Origin of the sequence: Klebsiella oxytoca NBRC 105695 (assembly GCF_001598695.1) — a bacterium.
In the GTDB taxonomy this organism is placed as follows: Bacteria; Pseudomonadota; Gammaproteobacteria; order Enterobacterales; family Enterobacteriaceae; genus Klebsiella; species Klebsiella oxytoca.
The window spans coordinates 225508-240595 of sequence record NZ_BCZK01000008.1; the positions used below are offsets into that span (position 1 = coordinate 225508).

Below are 15088 nucleotides of genomic sequence, written 5' to 3' on the forward strand. Positions count from 1 at the left end.
CACGATCAATGAGCTGGACGCACTGGCCCGGATGTACAACCTTATACTAAAAAGACGACAAAAAGAAAAACCCCCGAGCATTTCTGCCCGAGGGTTTCTTTATATCTAAGGGGTATAGCGCACGATTACATCATGCCGCCCATACCGCCCATGCCACCCATGCCGCCAGCAGCACCTAAGTCAGGCGCGTCGCTTTTCGGCAGGTCGGTGACCATGCACTCGGTGGTGATCATCAGACCAGCAACGGATGCTGCGTACTGCAGAGCAGAACGAGTCACTTTAGTTGGGTCCAGAATACCGAAGTCGATCATGTTGCCATACTCTTCGGTTGCAGCGTTGTAACCGTAGTTACCTTCACCACCTTTCACAGTGTTCGCCACAACAGACGGTTCTTCACCGGCGTTGGAAACGATCTGACGCAGCGGAGCTTCCATTGCGCGCAGCGCAACTTTGATACCGACGTTCTGATCTTCGTTCTGAGCGGTCAGGCCAGCCAGTTTAGCGGCAACGCGAACCAGCGCTACGCCACCACCGGCAACCACGCCTTCTTCAACCGCAGCACGGGTCGCGTGCAGGGCATCGTCAACGCGTGCTTTCTTCTCTTTCATTTCAACTTCGGTAGCCGCGCCCACTTTGATTACTGCAACGCCGCCTGCCAGTTTAGCCACGCGCTCCTGCAGTTTTTCACGGTCGTAGTCAGAAGTTGCTTCTTCAATCTGCTTACGGATCTGAGCAACGCGGCCCTGGATCGCAGCTTCTTCGCCCACGCCATCGATGATAGTGGTGGTGTCTTTGTTGATAACAACGCGTTTCGCCTGACCCAGATCTTCCAGAGTCGCTTTTTCCAGCTCCATACCGATCTCTTCAGAGATAACGGTACCGCCGGTCAGAGTTGCGATGTCCTGCAGCATAGCTTTACGACGGTCGCCGAAGCCCGGTGCTTTAACCGCAGCGACTTTAACGATGCCGCGCATGGTGTTCACTACCAGGGTCGCCAGCGCTTCGCCTTCTACGTCTTCAGCGATGATAACCAGCGGTTTGCCCGCTTTTGCTACGGCTTCCAGAACCGGCAGCATTTCGCGGATGTTGGAGATTTTTTTGTCAGCCAGCAGGATGAACGGGCTTTCCAGTTCAACAGCGCCGGTTTCCGGCTTGTTGATGAAGTACGGAGACAGGTAGCCGCGGTCAAACTGCATACCTTCAACCACGTCCAGTTCGTCTTCCAGACCAGTACCGTCTTCAACGGTGATCACGCCTTCTTTACCGACTTTGTCCATCGCTTCAGCGATCAGTTTACCTACGGTTTCGTCGGAGTTAGCGGAGATGGTACCAACCTGAGCAATGGCTTTAGAGTCAGAGCACGGTACGGACAGCGCTTTCAGTTCTTCAACAGCGGCTACGACAGCTTTGTCGATACCACGTTTCAGATCCATCGGGTTCATACCCGCAGCAACGGCTTTCAAGCCTTCAGCGATGATAGCCTGAGCCAGTACGGTTGCGGTGGTGGTACCGTCGCCTGCAGCGTCGTTCGCTTTAGAGGCAACTTCTTTCACCATCTGCGCGCCCATGTTCTCGAACTTGTCTTCCAGCTCGATTTCACGCGCTACGGAAACGCCGTCTTTAGTGATAGTCGGCGCACCGAAGGATTTGTCCAGAACCACGTTACGGCCTTTCGGGCCCAGGGTTACTTTAACTGCGTCTGCCAGTACGTTTACGCCGCGCAGCATTTTCACACGAGCGTCGTTACCGAATTTTACGTCTTTAGCTGCCATTTTATCTTTCCCTTAAATTCGTATGTTCAGTGTCGTTCGCGGATTAAGCTTCAACAATTGCCAGAATGTCGCTTTCGGACATGATCAACACTTCTTCATTGTCGATCTTCTCGGATTTCACGCCGTAGCCATCGTTGAAAATTACGATGTCACCAACTTTAACGTCCAGAGGCTGCACGGTTCCGTTTTCCAGGATGCGGCCCTTACCGACAGCGATGATTTCGCCACGAGTTGATTTTGCTGCCGCAGAACCGGTCAGAACGATGCCGCCAGCAGATTTCGTTTCAACTTCTTTACGTTTGACGATCACACGATCATGTAACGGACGAATACTCATTGATAGCTCTCCTTTGAGAAAGTCATTATCAGTTATGGATGACGCCGGTCCGCACACGGTTTTCCGGCTAGTGCCCTGAGAGATGGGGGTGGGGTTTTAGCGCTTCAAGGGGAAAAGTAAAAAAAAATTTGTCCTCGTGCTCAGACGCACACAAATTTGCCGCCGTTGCCTGACGTCATAAGCAAAAGCGATTGTGATACCATCCCTTTTTTGCCGGGCGCAGGGTTGAAACATGAGTGGTTTAAAACAGGAGTTGGGGCTTGCCCAAGGAGTGGGGTTACTCTCCACATCATTACTGGGAACCGGCGTCTTCGCCGTTCCGGCGCTGGCCGCGTTGGTCGCTGGCGACAACAGCCTGTGGGCCTGGCCGGCGCTGATTTTACTGGTGTTTCCCATCGCTATCGTCTTCGCCACGCTGGGTCGGCACTTTCCCAGCGCCGGCGGCGTGGCCCATTTTGTGGATATGGCTTTTGGACCGCGTCTGGCGCGCGTCACCGGCTGGCTCTTTTTATCGGTGATCCCGGTCGGATTACCCGCGGCCCTGCATATCGCCACCGGCTTCGGTCAGGCACTTTTTGGCTGGCACGATAGCCAGCTGCTGCTGGCTGAACTGGGCACGCTGGCGATTATCTGGTGGGTCGGCTCTCGCGGAGCCAGCTCCAGCGCCAATCTACAAACGCTGGTTGCCGTGCTGATTGTCGCCCTGATCGTCGCTATCTGGTGGCGCGGCGGGATCAACCCCACGCAGATCCCCTTCCCGGCGCCCGCTGAAATCGATAGTTCGCAGCTTTTCTCCGCGCTTTCGGTGATGTTCTGGTGTTTTGTCGGTCTGGAGGCTTTCGCTCATCTGGCCTCTGAGTTTAAGCAGCCGGAGCGCGATTTTCCCCGCGCGCTGATGATCGGCTTATTGCTGGCGGGTTCGGTCTACTGGGCCTGTACCGTGCTGGTCCTGCACTTTCATGCCTTTGGTGAGGAGATGGCCGCAGCCGCGTCGCTGCCCAATATCGTCGTACGCCTGTTCGGCGTTCAGGCGCTGTGGATTGCCTGCGTTATCGGCTATCTCGCCTGCTTCGCCAGCCTCAATATCTATATCCAGAGCTTTGCCCGCCTGGTGTGGTCGCAGGCGCAGCATAAGCCTGCGAGCTATCTGGCCCGCCTGTCGCCGCGACAAATTCCGCGCAATGCGCTGAACGCGGTACTCGGCTGCTGCGTGATTAGCGCCTTGTGCATTTACGCGCTCAATATCAACCTGGACGCCCTGATCGTCTACGCCAACGGCATTTTTATTATGATCTATCTGCTGTGTATGCTGGCGGGCTGCCGTTTGCTGCATGGGCGTTATCGCGTGTTAGCGGCGTTTGGCAGCGTGCTGTGCCTGCTGCTGCTGGCGATGGTGGGCTGGAAGAGCCTGTACGCGTTTATCATGCTGGCGGTACTGTGGCTGTTTTTACCAAAGCGCAGGCTCGCGGAGAGAGTCACCAGGCCGGAGTGACCGGCCCGGACAATGCTAAATGTTAATCACGACGATCGTCTTTATGTTCGAGGCGGTCGCGCTCGTCATCTTTGCGCTGATATTCACCTTCAAAGGTATCGCCGCCACCGGTTCCGGCGCTAAACCCGCCGCCCGGCATCCGACTAAAGCGCAAATGCGGCATCAGCTTTAAGGTCAGGTGCTTCTGCACCGGAGGCAGCAGCAGCAGCAGCCCCAGGAAATCGGTAAAGAATCCCGGCAGAAGCAGCAGCAAACCGGCGATGATCAGCGACACGCTTTTGATCATTTCAGCGGCCGGGCTCTCTCCCGCCGCCATCTTCTGCTGCATCAGCATGAGGTTTTTAAAGCCCTGGTTTTTTACCAGCGATATCCCCACGACCGAGCTAAAGATCACCAGAATCAGCGTCAGCAGGACGCCAAGCACGTGGGCGACCTGGATAAAGATCGATATCTCAATGTAAACGTATAAAAAAACGGCAATTAACGGAATCCAACGCACCGGCGTCTCCTTCATTAACAGGCGCCAGCGTCGGCGCCCGTAGTCATAGATATGCTATTCGCATCGAAAAGATGTTGGGCCAAAACGTCACTTTTCAATCGTAAAAAAAGCTTATTTTTTTCAAGAATAGAAAACCGGTGACTCATTTCACAGATTAATAATTCTTATAGGATTCACTACATAATAAGTGATCAGGGTGACTGATATTCGCTATTATCAGCATATGATCGTGGGCACCGGGCCGATTAAGGAAATAATCTGCGGCCAGAAAATGCGCGAGATCCCATAAATTCTGCGTATTTGGTGAATTCATAGGCAGCTTGAAAGAGAAGGTTCACATGTTAAACAACATTCGTATCGAAGAAGATCTGTTGGGCACCAGGGAAGTTCCAGCTGACGCTTACTACGGCGTCCATACTCTGAGAGCGATTGAAAACTTCTACATCAGCAACAACAAAATCAGCGACATTCCTGAATTTGTCCGCGGAATGGTGATGGTGAAGAAGGCCGCTGCGCAGGCTAACAAAGAGCTGCAAACTATCCCTAAAAGCATCGCCAACGCCATTATTGCCGCCTGCGATGAGGTGTTGAATAACGGCAAGTGCATGGACCAGTTCCCGGTTGATGTGTTCCAGGGCGGGGCAGGCACCTCCGTTAACATGAACACCAACGAAGTCCTGGCGAACATCGGCCTTGAGCTGATGGGCCATCAGAAAGGCGAATATCAGTATCTCAACCCCAACGACCACGTTAACAAATGTCAGTCCACTAACGATGCTTACCCGACCGGTTTCCGCATCGCGGTCTACGCCTCCATTCTCAAACTGATCGATGCAATCAACCAGCTTGGCGAAGGTTTCCAGCAAAAGGCCGTTGAGTTCCAGGACATTCTGAAAATGGGTCGTACCCAGCTGCAGGACGCGGTGCCGATGACCCTGGGGCAGGAGTTCCACGCGTTTAACGTTCTGCTTAACGAAGAGACCAAATGCATTCTGCGCACCGCTGAGCTGCTGCTGGAGGTAAACCTCGGCGCGACCGCTATCGGCACCCGCCTGAACACTCCGGATGGTTATCAGCAGCTGGCAGTTCAAAAACTGGCGGAAGTCAGCAACCTGCCGGTTGTGCCAGCCGAAGACCTGATCGAAGCCACCTCCGACTGCGGCGCCTACGTGATGGTCCACAGCTCTCTGAAGCGGCTGGCGGTAAAACTGTCCAAAATCTGTAACGACCTGCGCCTGCTCTCTTCCGGCCCGCGCGCCGGCCTGAACGAAATTAACCTGCCCGAACTGCAGGCGGGCTCTTCGATTATGCCAGCCAAGGTAAACCCGGTGGTCCCCGAGGTCGTCAATCAGGTGTGCTTCAAAGTGATTGGTAACGATACAACCGTCACCATGGCTTCCGAAGCGGGGCAGCTGCAGCTGAACGTGATGGAGCCGGTGATTGGCCAGGCGATGTTTGAATCTATCCATATTCTGACTAACGCCTGCTACAACCTGCTGGAAAAATGCGTGAGCGGCATCACCGCCAACAAAGCGGTATGCGAAAGCTACGTCTACAACTCCATTGGCATCGTCACCTACCTCAACCCGTATATCGGCCACCACAATGGCGATATCGTCGGCAAGATTTGCGCCGAAACGGGCAAGAGCGTCAGAGACGTGGTGCTTGAGCGCGGGCTGCTGACCGCAGCGGAGCTGGACGATATCTTCTCCGCGCAAAACCTGATGCATCCGGCCTATAAAGCGAAGCGGTATACTGATGAAAGCGAACAGTAAAGTTTCAGGTTAAACTAATCACGGGCATGTCAGCGATGACATGCCTTTTTTGTTCTTATTGATCTACTAAATTACAACAATCCAATATCAACTTGTTAATAAAACAAGGAAGGCATATATGTTTGGTGCAGAACTCGTTATTGTCCTGCTGGCTATTTATCTGGGAGCCAGACTCGGGGGTATCGGCATCGGTTTCGCCGGTGGCCTGGGCGTCCTCGTCCTGACCCTCTTTTTTCAAATTAAACCCGGCGCGATCCCCTTCGACGTCATCGAAATCATTATGGCGGTTATCGCCGCTATTGCCGCCATGCAGGTCGCCGGAGGGATGGACTACCTGGTCAGTCTCGCCGAACGTATGCTGCGACGTCACCCCAAATACATCACCTTTCTCGCCCCGCTGGTCACCTGGTTTATGACCATACTGGCCGGAACCGGACACACTGCTTTCTCTACGCTTCCGGTGATCACCGAAGTAGCGAAAGAGCAGGGTATTCGTCCCTCGCGCCCTCTTTCCATCGCCGTGGTCGCCTCACAGATTGCGATCACCGCCTCGCCGATTTCCGCTGCGGTGGTCTTTTTTGCCGGCATCCTTGAACCGCTGGGCGTCAGCTACCTGACTCTGCTGGCAATCTGTATTCCGGTTACCCTGATTGCCGTGATGCTCACCGCCATCGTCTGTAACTTCCTCGGCTGTGAGCTAAAAGACGATCCGATTTATCAGGAGCGGCTGGCGAAAGGGGAAGTCAAGCTGCGCGGCAGCCAGGTTTTCGAGCTTAAGCCGCACGCCAGACGCTCTGTGCTGCTGTTCCTGATTGGTATCGTCGCGGTAATGTTTTACGCCACCGCCATCAGCGACACCGTCGGCCTGATTAAAGATCCGGTTCTGCCGCGCAACGAAGCGATCGTGGTATTTATGCTGACTATCGCGACATTGATCAGCATCACCTGCAAAATCGACACCGGTGAAGTACTCAACGCCAGCACGTTTAAATCCGGCATGAGCGCCTGCGTTTGCGTTCTCGGCGTCGCATGGCTGGGGGATACTTTCGTTAAAGCCCACATCAGCGATATCCAGACGGTAGCAGGCGACCTGCTGCACAACTATCCGTGGCTGCTGGCGGTCGTGCTATTCTTCGCCGCAACCCTGCTCTATTCCCAGGCAGCCACCACCAAGGCGCTGATGCCCGCCGCGCTAATGCTGGGCGTAAGCCCTCTCACCGCCATCGCCTCATTTGCCGCCGTCTCTGCGCTGTTCGTTCTGCCAACCTACCCAACCCTGCTGGCGGCGGTCGAAATGGATGACACCGGCTCCACCCGCATCGGTAAATACGTCTTCAACCACGCCTTCCTGATCCCCGGCGTCATCGCCATTACGCTATGCGTGATCCTCGGGTTTATTTTTGGCGGCATCATGCTGTAAATCTCTTCAAATTCGGGCCAGATCCTGGCCCGTTTCGTTAATCCTCCCTATCTTGCGTGCTATAGTGCCTCTTTTCGCTGATACGAGGTTCACGATGACTACGCCTGATGCTGTTGTTGTACTCTGTACCGCGCCGGATGAAGCGACCGCCCAGGACCTGGCGGCCAAAGCATTGGCGGAAAAACTCGCCGCCTGCGCCACGCTCCTGCCGGGAGCGACGTCGCTCTATTACTGGGAAGGAAAACTGGAGCAGGAGTATGAAGTGCAAATGCTGCTGAAAACCGACCTTGCCCATCAGCAGGCGCTGCTGGACTGTCTGAAGTCCCATCACCCGTATCAAACCCCTGAACTTTTGGTTCTGCCCGTTATTCACGGAGACAATGATTACCTCTCATGGCTCAACGCATCATTACGCTGATCCTGCTGCTTTGCAGCACATCGGCCATTGCCGGCCTGTTCGACGCCCCCGGTCGTTCGAACTTTGTTCCTGCTGACCAGGCTTTTGCCTTCGATTTTCAGCAGAATCAACACGATCTCAATCTGACCTGGCAAATCAAGGAGGGTTACTATCTTTACCGCAAACAGATTAAGCTGACCTCCGCCGATGCGACGTTTATCGAACCCTCGCTGCCGTCAGGCGAATGGCATGAGGACGAGTTTTACGGTAAAAGTGAAATTTACCGCCAGCGCCTGACCGTCCCGGTCACTCTGACGCACGCCGCCGCTGGCGCAACCCTTACCGTCACCTGGCAGGGCTGCGCGGATGCGGGTTTTTGCTATCCGCCAGAAACCAAAATCGTGCCGCTTGGCAAAGCGCTGGCGCGCTCCAGTAACGATGCGCACGCCGGGCAACCCAGGCTGAACCCGCCGCTGCCGCTGGAAACGCGCCCGGCGCTGCCGGTCGAGTCGCCCGACCTTTCTTCTCCCGTCGCGGACAACCACAGCGCCGATCTCCCCTTTAGCGCGCTTTGGGCGCTATTAATTGGTATCGGCATCGCCTTTACCCCCTGCGTTCTGCCGATGTATCCGCTGATTTCCGGCATCGTGCTGGGCGGTCAAAAACGCCTCTCCACCGCCCGTGCGCTGCTGCTGGCCTTTATCTACGTTCAGGGAATGGCGTTAACCTACACCGCGCTGGGTCTGGTCGTCGCCGCTGCGGGCCTGCAGTTCCAGGCAGCGCTGCAACACCCTTATGTGCTGATCGGCCTGTCGGTCGTGTTTATCCTGCTGGCACTGTCGATGTTTGGTCTGTTTACGCTCCAGCTGCCTTCGTCGCTGCAAACGCGTCTGACGCTGATGAGCAATAAACGCCAGGGCGGTTCACCCGGCGGCGTATTCGCCATGGGGGCAATTGCCGGATTAATCTGCTCGCCCTGTACCACCGCGCCGCTGAGCGCCATTCTGCTGTATATCGCCCAGAGCGGTAATCTGTGGCTGGGCGGTGGAACCCTGTACCTCTACGCGATCGGAATGGGGCTGCCGCTGATCCTGGTGACCGTATTTGGCAACCGCCTGCTGCCGAAAAGCGGCCCGTGGATGGCTCACGTGAAAACCGCCTTTGGCTTCGTGATCCTCGCGCTGCCGGTATTTTTACTGGAACGCATCCTGGGAGACCTGTGGGGCCTGCGGCTTTGGTCGCTGCTTGGCGTCGCCTTTTTTAGCTGGGCGTTTATCACCTCGCTGGGCGGCACGCGCCCCTGGCTGCGTCTCGTACAAATCGCCATGCTCGGCGCCGCGCTGGTCAGCGCCCGTCCGCTGCAGGACTGGGCTTTCGATGCGCCGGTCGTGCAACGGCAGTCCCATCTCCAGTTTTCCCGTATCCATAGCGTCGATGAGCTCAATCAGGCGCTGGCGCAGGCGAAAGGCAAACCGGTGATGCTCGATCTTTACGCCGACTGGTGCGTGGCCTGCAAAGAGTTCGAGAAATACACCTTTACCTCACCTGAGGTTCAACAGGCCCTGAAAGAGACCGTTCTGCTACAAGTGGATGTCACGAAAAATAGCGCACAAGACGCGGCGCTGCTGAAGCACCTCAGGGTGCTTGGCCTCCCCACGATTCTGTTCTTCAACGAACAGGGCGAGGAGCAGCCCGCGCAGCGGGTCACCGGGTTTATGGATGCCGCGGCATTCAGCGCCCATTTGCGCGATCGATAACCGTGAGCGACACTTTAGGAGGGAAAATGGAGGAGAAGACCGTGCAACGTGAAGAAGTCCTGGGTGAAGCCATCCAAATCCTCGAAATCGAGGGTATCGCTAACACCACGCTGGAAATGGTCGCCGAGCGCGTGGCTTACCCGCTCAATGACCTCAAACGTTTCTGGCCCGATCGCGAGGCGCTGCTTTATGACGCGCTTCGCCATCTTAGCCATCAGGTCGATGCCTGGCGCCGTCAGCTTTTACTCGACGAGTCGCTAAGCGCAGAGCAGAAACTGCTGGCCCGCTACGCCGCGCTGACCACCTGCGTTAGCAACCATCGTTATCCCGGCTGCCTGTTTATCGCCGCCTGTACTTTTTACCCGGACGCTCAGCACCCGATCCATCAGTTGGCCGAGCAGCAGAAGCAGGCTTCTCTGGCCTATACCCACGAACTGCTTAGCCAGCTGGAGGTTGACGATCCGGCGATGGTCGCGAAGCAGATGGAGCTGATCATCGAAGGTTGCCTGAGCCGCCTGCTGATCAAACGTAGCCAGACTGACGTCGATACCGCACGTCGCCTGGCAGAAGATATTTTGCGTTTTGCCCAGTGCCGGATGGGCGGTGCGCTGACCTGATTCCGATATCTTAACCGATTCATCGCGCATATAATTCCCCACTCATCGATATGCTGACAGGGTTTGATATGCGCTCTCTTCTTTGGGCTGCCATTATGGGGCTGTGTTCGACACCGCTTCTGGCAGCCTCTCCGCAAGGTTTCTCTTTCGCGCATAAAGACTGGGAGCTCGCCTGCGACAACACCGGCACCTGCCGGGCCGCAGGCTATGGCGTCACCATGGGCGAAGTCAGCGTTCTGCTGACCCGCAATGCGGGCGCGGCGCAGCACGTCGTCGCCGTTGCGACCTTCGCGCAAACCGAACGCGATATTCCGCCCGACGCCACGGTCACTCTGTTCATCGACGATCGCGACAACGGCGCCCTCGAAGCCGTCGACGAGAGCCATTTTCGCTTTGATGATAGCCAGACGTCGGCCCTGATTCAGGCCCTGGAGCATAACGGCAAAATTGAGCTGGCGATTAACGGCGAGCGCAAGGTGCTGTCCAGCGCAGGCAGCAGCGCCGCATTTCTGAAAATGGATGAGTTCCAGCAGCGCCTGGGCACCGCCGATGCGCTGATGCGTCAAGGAGATGCCGGCGATGACAACGTTTTGCCGGCGGCGCCCGCGCCGGAAATCATCGCCGCGCCGGTCATTAACAATGCCGCTGCCGCGACGCTGACGGCAAAACAGCGGCAGAAGCTTCTTCCGCAGCTAACCCCCGTGCTTAACAGCCATTGCGACGACTGGCAAAACGCCGACATCCCGGCCTCCGAGCGTCAGCTCACCGCCACCCCGCTGGATAAAAACCACACCTTGATTCAGGCCCTTTGCTGGCGCGCGGCCTACAACGACGGCTACGCCATATGGGTGGTCGACAAAGCATTTATGACTCAGCCTCAGCTGATCGCTACCGACGCCTCCAGCTATGGCGATGGCGTGCTTACCTTTTTCAACAAGGGCCGCGGTATTGCCGACTGTATCAGCGGAGAAGAGCGCGTGTGGGACGGCCGGACCTTTGTTCAGAGCCTGAAATACACCACCGGCGACTGCCGGGAAATCGCCCCCGGCGGCGCATGGATGTTGCCCACTTTCGTCAGTCAGGTTATCCCCAGGCAGCAAAAAGAAGCCGATAATAATGCGCTGAAAGCGCTGTATAACGCCGTGTTAAAAGAGCAGAAGGTCAACCCTGAACTGGATCTGAATAAGATCGCCGAACAGTTTCCCCTCAGCGGCAAGGTCAGCCATTTTACGCTGACCTACGCGGACGACTCTCTGGTCTCGACGAGCAAACCTTCCGCCGATATCAGCGATGATGAGTGGCAGGCGTTTCTCCAGTCTGATATCAGCGCCGACTCCGAAAACGGCAAAGTCAGCTTCACCCTGGTGGATCTCGACGGTGACGGCAGACGCGATTTAATTATCGATAGCTACGTCGGCGGCACCGGACTCTTTAGCTATACCGGAGTCTTAAAACGCAACGACGACGCTTTCGAAACGGTCAACAGCGACGATAGCGGCAACGGCGATGATTTTGACGCAGGGGTTCCCGGCGCGCTTTTTTCCCTTAACGGCCGCGGCGCCAACCAGTGGAGCCAGTGGGTACGCATTAATGGCCAGGTTTATGCCCTCTGGTACAACGGTCAGTTTGGCGAAGATAATCTCTATTTATTGCGTCCGTTTGCCCCCTCGGGCAGTAGCGCGCCCGCGGTGACGATCCGCTATCGCTACACTCTCAATGACATCCGCTCGCCGGAAAAAGGCCAGCCGCTGACGCCCGCGTTAAGCGACGGGGAAAAAACGGATCTGCTGAAGTCGCTGGAGGTGATGCAGAGCAGCCTGCTTAAGGATAAGCCGCAGAGCGACGGCGAAGCCCCAATCTGCCCTATTCCTCCGGGCACGTCGGCCGACGATGCGGAAAGTTACTATAGCGGCGTGGCGTCTAACTATATTTATGAAACCGTCGCCTATATTCCGGTCTGGCTGAATGATAAATGTTTTATCGGCACCATCTTTAGCCACCACGGCGCATACCGTCACGGCGTCGACGCGGAAATTACCATCAGCTCGCCGCGCGATGACGAAGACGTCGTCGGCGACTACGCGATCTCCGGACTTCGCCACGCGATCTCAGTGACCAGCGGCTGGAAGAACCGCGAAGGCGATAACGGCATGATGTAATTTCCCGCAGAATAGCGCGCTCAGACGCAGAATTGCCGCAAAGTTAAGCAACCGGTAGATAAATCGAGAAATTTGATTGACGGAGCGTACGGATTACGGTTTAATGCGCCCCGTTGCCCGGATAGCTCAGTCGGTAGAGCAGGGGATTGAAAATCCCCGTGTCCTTGGTTCGATTCCGAGTCCGGGCACCACTATTCAAAGCCGGTTGGTCAGATTTGCAAGATGCAATCCTGACGGACACGAAGGCGAGCCAGTAAAAACACGATGTAACGCTGTTACTTGTGGTTGAAAAAAGGCTCTTGGAAAACAGACTTGCTCCAACAAGTCTGTTTTTTCGCGTCTGATATTTACAAGAAATCTTTTCAATGTCAAATAATGTAAGTATTTGACGCCATTCCTGAAGCCTTCCTCACTACATCAATTCGGTTTCCAGTATATCCCGCAGGCTATCAACACTTTCATCAATGTATTCCAGCGTTGATGTGATGCTGACATGACCCAGCAGTTTCTTCACCGCATACAAATTGCGCTCAGGTGATTTCATCATGTGGGTTGCCACCGTATGGCGGAACCGGTGTGGCGTGATCGTAAACTTACATTCCCGGGATAAACGGCGAAAGAACGCTCTCAGCGGGTACTCGTTCATCACCTCCGGATACTTACTCTTTCTCATCAGGTCGAACCAGCCCACATTGAACACCTGATCGTCCGACTCCATCCCAGCCTCACCGGCTTTTCTCACCAGTTCCTCCAGCGACGGATACAATGACGAGACGATCGGAACCCGGTGTTCACGATGGTTTTTCGCCCCCTCGATGTTCAGGTCAATCCACCGTTCCTCAAGATTAATGTCGCCCAGCCGGATATGCAGAAGCTGATTTTGTCGGATAGCGGTATAACGAAACACATTCACCACCGTCAGCCAGAACCACGCCGGGAGTAGCGCATTTCTGCGACAGTTGAACATACTGCTGTTCCCCTGCCTTCCCTCTGTTTCCAAATACTGCTCCATCAGCCGGTACATCGCGTCCATTTGCGTCTGTGTCAGCGTCTTCTTCTTTTTCGTGCCCGGGCGAACAACCGCGCCGTTAAAAGGATTTTCGGCCTGCGGCAACAATCCCTGCTTAATGCCGAAATTAAACAGCGCCCTCATATGCGCAACTTTGTTGTTCCACGTCCGGGTCGCACAATTCTGGTCGTTCAGCACCGTATGACGCCATTTCAACACCGTCAGGTGATCGATCTTAGTCGGGTTAAACGATGTGAACCCTTCAAATGAGCGAACCACTTTCTGGTAGCTCCACTCCGTCGCCGGTCGTAATGATTTGCTGTAAAAATACTGTTCAGTAAGAAGCCCAAAGGAGACATCATTCATTAGAATATCCTTATATAACAATCAGTAACGGGTTATCCCCAGGATTGTTATCGCCCGTAAAAATCTTACTGGCAAGTATCAGATAGCCACTCAGTTTCTGAAAGCGCCCTTCCCGTTGTTCATTCTGGTACAACTGGCAGGTATACATCGTGCCATTGTCCTGCCGATGATGCCCCAGTCTCTCAAATGCTTTCTGAAGCCTGGCTTTATCCTCTCCTGGCGCGTTCGTCTCCGTCAGATACTGGTGAAAAATCCCCGGCGCACGCAGAAACACGTAACCGGCGACCAGATGAATCCGCCCTTCAGGCTTGTTCGGAATCAGACTACCGGAACGGCATCCCGTGACCAGCCATTGCCAGAATACCTCTCCGGGATCGTTCAACTCGGCCGATGGCGGGATTTCTCCGATTTCTGCTGCATCAACGCTGGCGAAGCCCATCATTGCCAGCAACGCGTCAGTATCATCCGGCTCTTGCTGCTCATCCGGGAATATCAGGTCAGCATCCGACACAGGAGCAGGTTCCGCTACCGAAAGGATTTCCTCTTCGGAATACGACGCAACCAGCTCCGTCGTATCATCAGATAGCCCGGACAGCAACGTGCCACCCTGCAATGGTTCAGCCTGAACCGGAACTATTGTGGCCGGTGCAACCAGTGCCTCACTTTCTGGCGCTCCGGCAGTGAGGCGAATAGCTTCCGTTACAATAGCGTTGACCACACCCGACTGCGCCCGGAAGCCAGTCAGGTACGTTGACAGGGTCTTGATGGCCTCTGGCCAGCTGCTCAGCCAGACAATCGCTTCAGGAGGAATAACCTTCCATGCCAGCATGGCACCAAAACTCTGCAACCGTTCCGGAGACGGTTCCGGCGCAAAACGAAAGCGATAAGGTTCCGGAGGCGTATCCAGTAGCGGAAACCAGCGTTTGCCGTTCTCCAGCTCGACGTGAAGATGGCAAAGATATTCAAGCGAATGCAACATTGCCGCATAGACCACCACCGCATTCCAGGCCGCGCTTTGCGCCGCCTGTTCTTCTGGCGGTGCGCCAACCGGCAACATGTAACTTTTCGACAATCGCGCCGCATACGACACCGTTTCCAGCATATAGTCAGCCATCCCTCCGGGACGGGCATACGGCCCACTTTCCGTAAGAGGAAATTGCTGCATCAGCGCCATGCAATGCTCCAGCGGAGCAAGGTAATACTGTCGATACATGTCTTTCGGCAGGGAGGAATAATCCCAGAGCGATTGCAGCCACTGCTGACGCCGGGTTGTCACCAGCAGTTCGCTGGCAGTCATGGGCAGAAAGTAGCCAGGAGGCAAAGAGGGTTCTATCGCCTTAACGGTCGGCGGAGCATCCGGGCGTGAACGCCCCGGACGGAGAAAAGATTTCAGATTCAACATAGCAGAAGCCTGTTAAGTGGAAATTCCGCTACGTTAAACGCTGGTTCTCATTGGGCAATCAACAACTCACAATTCGATTTCGAACT

12 protein-coding genes and 1 tRNA gene are annotated in these 15088 nt (G+C 55.3%); 8 read left to right on the forward strand and 5 right to left on the reverse strand.

All coding sequences use genetic code 11. The features are described 5' to 3' along the window. Positions 1 to 125: 125 nt before the first annotated feature. Positions 126 to 1772, reverse strand: coding sequence for a chaperonin GroEL (gene groL, locus KO1_RS15825; protein ID WP_004109240.1), 1647 nt, complete (start codon positions 1770 to 1772; stop codon positions 126 to 128). 43 nt (positions 1773 to 1815) lie between these two features. Continuing rightward, complete coding sequence (locus KO1_RS15830) at positions 1816 to 2109, reverse strand: co-chaperone GroES (protein ID WP_003855929.1); 294 nt, start codon at positions 2107 to 2109, stop codon at positions 1816 to 1818. Positions 2110 to 2341: 232 nt separating this feature from the next. Between KO1_RS15830 and yjeH the strand changes: the two genes are divergently transcribed. Continuing rightward, entirely contained in the window at positions 2342 to 3601 is a 1260-nt protein-coding gene (gene yjeH, locus KO1_RS15835; RefSeq protein WP_004117327.1) for an L-methionine/branched-chain amino acid transporter, read from the forward strand. A gap of 22 nt (positions 3602 to 3623) precedes the next feature. Here the strand turns inward: yjeH and KO1_RS15840 are convergent, their stop codons facing one another. After that, entirely contained in the window at positions 3624 to 4100 is a 477-nt protein-coding gene (locus KO1_RS15840; protein ID WP_004109245.1) for an FxsA family protein, read from the reverse strand. Between the two features lie 338 nt (positions 4101 to 4438). On the opposite strand from KO1_RS15840, the gene aspA reads away from it, so the two are divergent. The 7 genes from aspA (at position 4439) to KO1_RS15875 (ending at position 12416) form a co-directional block, all read left to right on the forward strand. Further along, on the forward strand, positions 4439 to 5875 hold the full coding sequence (aspA, locus tag KO1_RS15845; RefSeq protein ID WP_004109248.1) for an aspartate ammonia-lyase: 1437 nt from the start codon (positions 4439 to 4441) through the stop codon (positions 5873 to 5875). Between the two features lie 118 nt (positions 5876 to 5993). After that, positions 5994 to 7295 carry an anaerobic C4-dicarboxylate transporter gene (locus KO1_RS15850; RefSeq protein WP_004109251.1) on the forward strand — a complete coding sequence of 434 codons (1302 nt, stop codon included), beginning with the start codon at positions 5994 to 5996 and terminating at the stop codon, positions 7293 to 7295. A 94-nt stretch (positions 7296 to 7389) separates the two neighbouring features. After that, positions 7390 to 7713 carry a divalent cation tolerance protein CutA gene (cutA, locus tag KO1_RS15855; RefSeq protein ID WP_004109254.1) on the forward strand — a complete coding sequence of 108 codons (324 nt, stop codon included), beginning with the start codon at positions 7390 to 7392 and terminating at the stop codon, positions 7711 to 7713. Beyond that, a complete protein-coding gene (locus KO1_RS15860; RefSeq protein WP_064356155.1) occupies positions 7689 to 9449 on the forward strand; it encodes a protein-disulfide reductase DsbD in 1761 nt (586 codons plus the stop codon). The genes cutA and KO1_RS15860 overlap by 25 nt, the downstream gene beginning before the upstream one ends. Positions 9450 to 9490: 41 nt before the next feature. Beyond that, complete coding sequence (locus KO1_RS15865; RefSeq protein WP_048257700.1) at positions 9491 to 10066, forward strand: transcriptional regulator; 576 nt, start codon at positions 9491 to 9493, stop codon at positions 10064 to 10066. Between the two features lie 68 nt (positions 10067 to 10134). Then, positions 10135 to 12225, forward strand: a complete 2091-nt coding sequence (locus KO1_RS15870; RefSeq protein WP_049593768.1) for a DUF1176 domain-containing protein — start codon at positions 10135 to 10137, stop codon at positions 12223 to 12225. Between the two features lie 115 nt (positions 12226 to 12340). After that, positions 12341 to 12416: transfer RNA gene (locus KO1_RS15875), tRNA-Phe, on the forward strand. Positions 12417 to 12637: 221 nt separating this feature from the next. On the opposite strand, the gene KO1_RS15880 is transcribed toward KO1_RS15875, so the two are convergent. Both KO1_RS15880 and KO1_RS15885 read right to left on the reverse strand, forming a co-directional pair. Further along, a complete protein-coding gene (locus tag KO1_RS15880; RefSeq protein ID WP_064407001.1) occupies positions 12638 to 13600 on the reverse strand; it encodes a tyrosine-type recombinase/integrase in 963 nt (320 codons plus the stop codon). A 10-nt stretch (positions 13601 to 13610) separates the two neighbouring features. Then, complete coding sequence (locus KO1_RS15885) at positions 13611 to 15002, reverse strand: TraI domain-containing protein (protein ID WP_064407002.1); 1392 nt, start codon at positions 15000 to 15002, stop codon at positions 13611 to 13613. Between the last annotated feature and the right edge of the window lie 86 nt (positions 15003 to 15088).

Bases quoted from the DNA above. Each gene is read 5' to 3' on its own strand.
- groL (WP_004109240.1), bottom strand. From the start codon at position 1,772: ATGGCAGCTAAAGACGTAAAATTCGGTAACGACGCTCGTGTGAAAATG.
- KO1_RS15830 (WP_003855929.1), bottom strand. From the start codon at position 2,109: ATGAGTATTCGTCCGTTACATGATCGTGTGATCGTCAAACGTAAAGAA.
- yjeH (WP_004117327.1), top strand. From the start codon at position 2,342: ATGAGTGGTTTAAAACAGGAGTTGGGGCTTGCCCAAGGAGTGGGGTTA.
- aspA (WP_004109248.1), top strand. From the start codon at position 4,439: ATGTTAAACAACATTCGTATCGAAGAAGATCTGTTGGGCACCAGGGAA.
- KO1_RS15850 (WP_004109251.1), top strand. From the start codon at position 5,994: ATGTTTGGTGCAGAACTCGTTATTGTCCTGCTGGCTATTTATCTGGGA.
- cutA (WP_004109254.1), top strand. From the start codon at position 7,390: ATGACTACGCCTGATGCTGTTGTTGTACTCTGTACCGCGCCGGATGAA.
- KO1_RS15860 (WP_064356155.1), top strand. From the start codon at position 7,689: ATGGCTCAACGCATCATTACGCTGATCCTGCTGCTTTGCAGCACATCG.
- KO1_RS15870 (WP_049593768.1), top strand. From the start codon at position 10,135: ATGCGCTCTCTTCTTTGGGCTGCCATTATGGGGCTGTGTTCGACACCG.
- KO1_RS15880 (WP_064407001.1), bottom strand. From the start codon at position 13,600: ATGAATGATGTCTCCTTTGGGCTTCTTACTGAACAGTATTTTTACAGC.
- KO1_RS15885 (WP_064407002.1), bottom strand. From the start codon at position 15,002: ATGTTGAATCTGAAATCTTTTCTCCGTCCGGGGCGTTCACGCCCGGAT.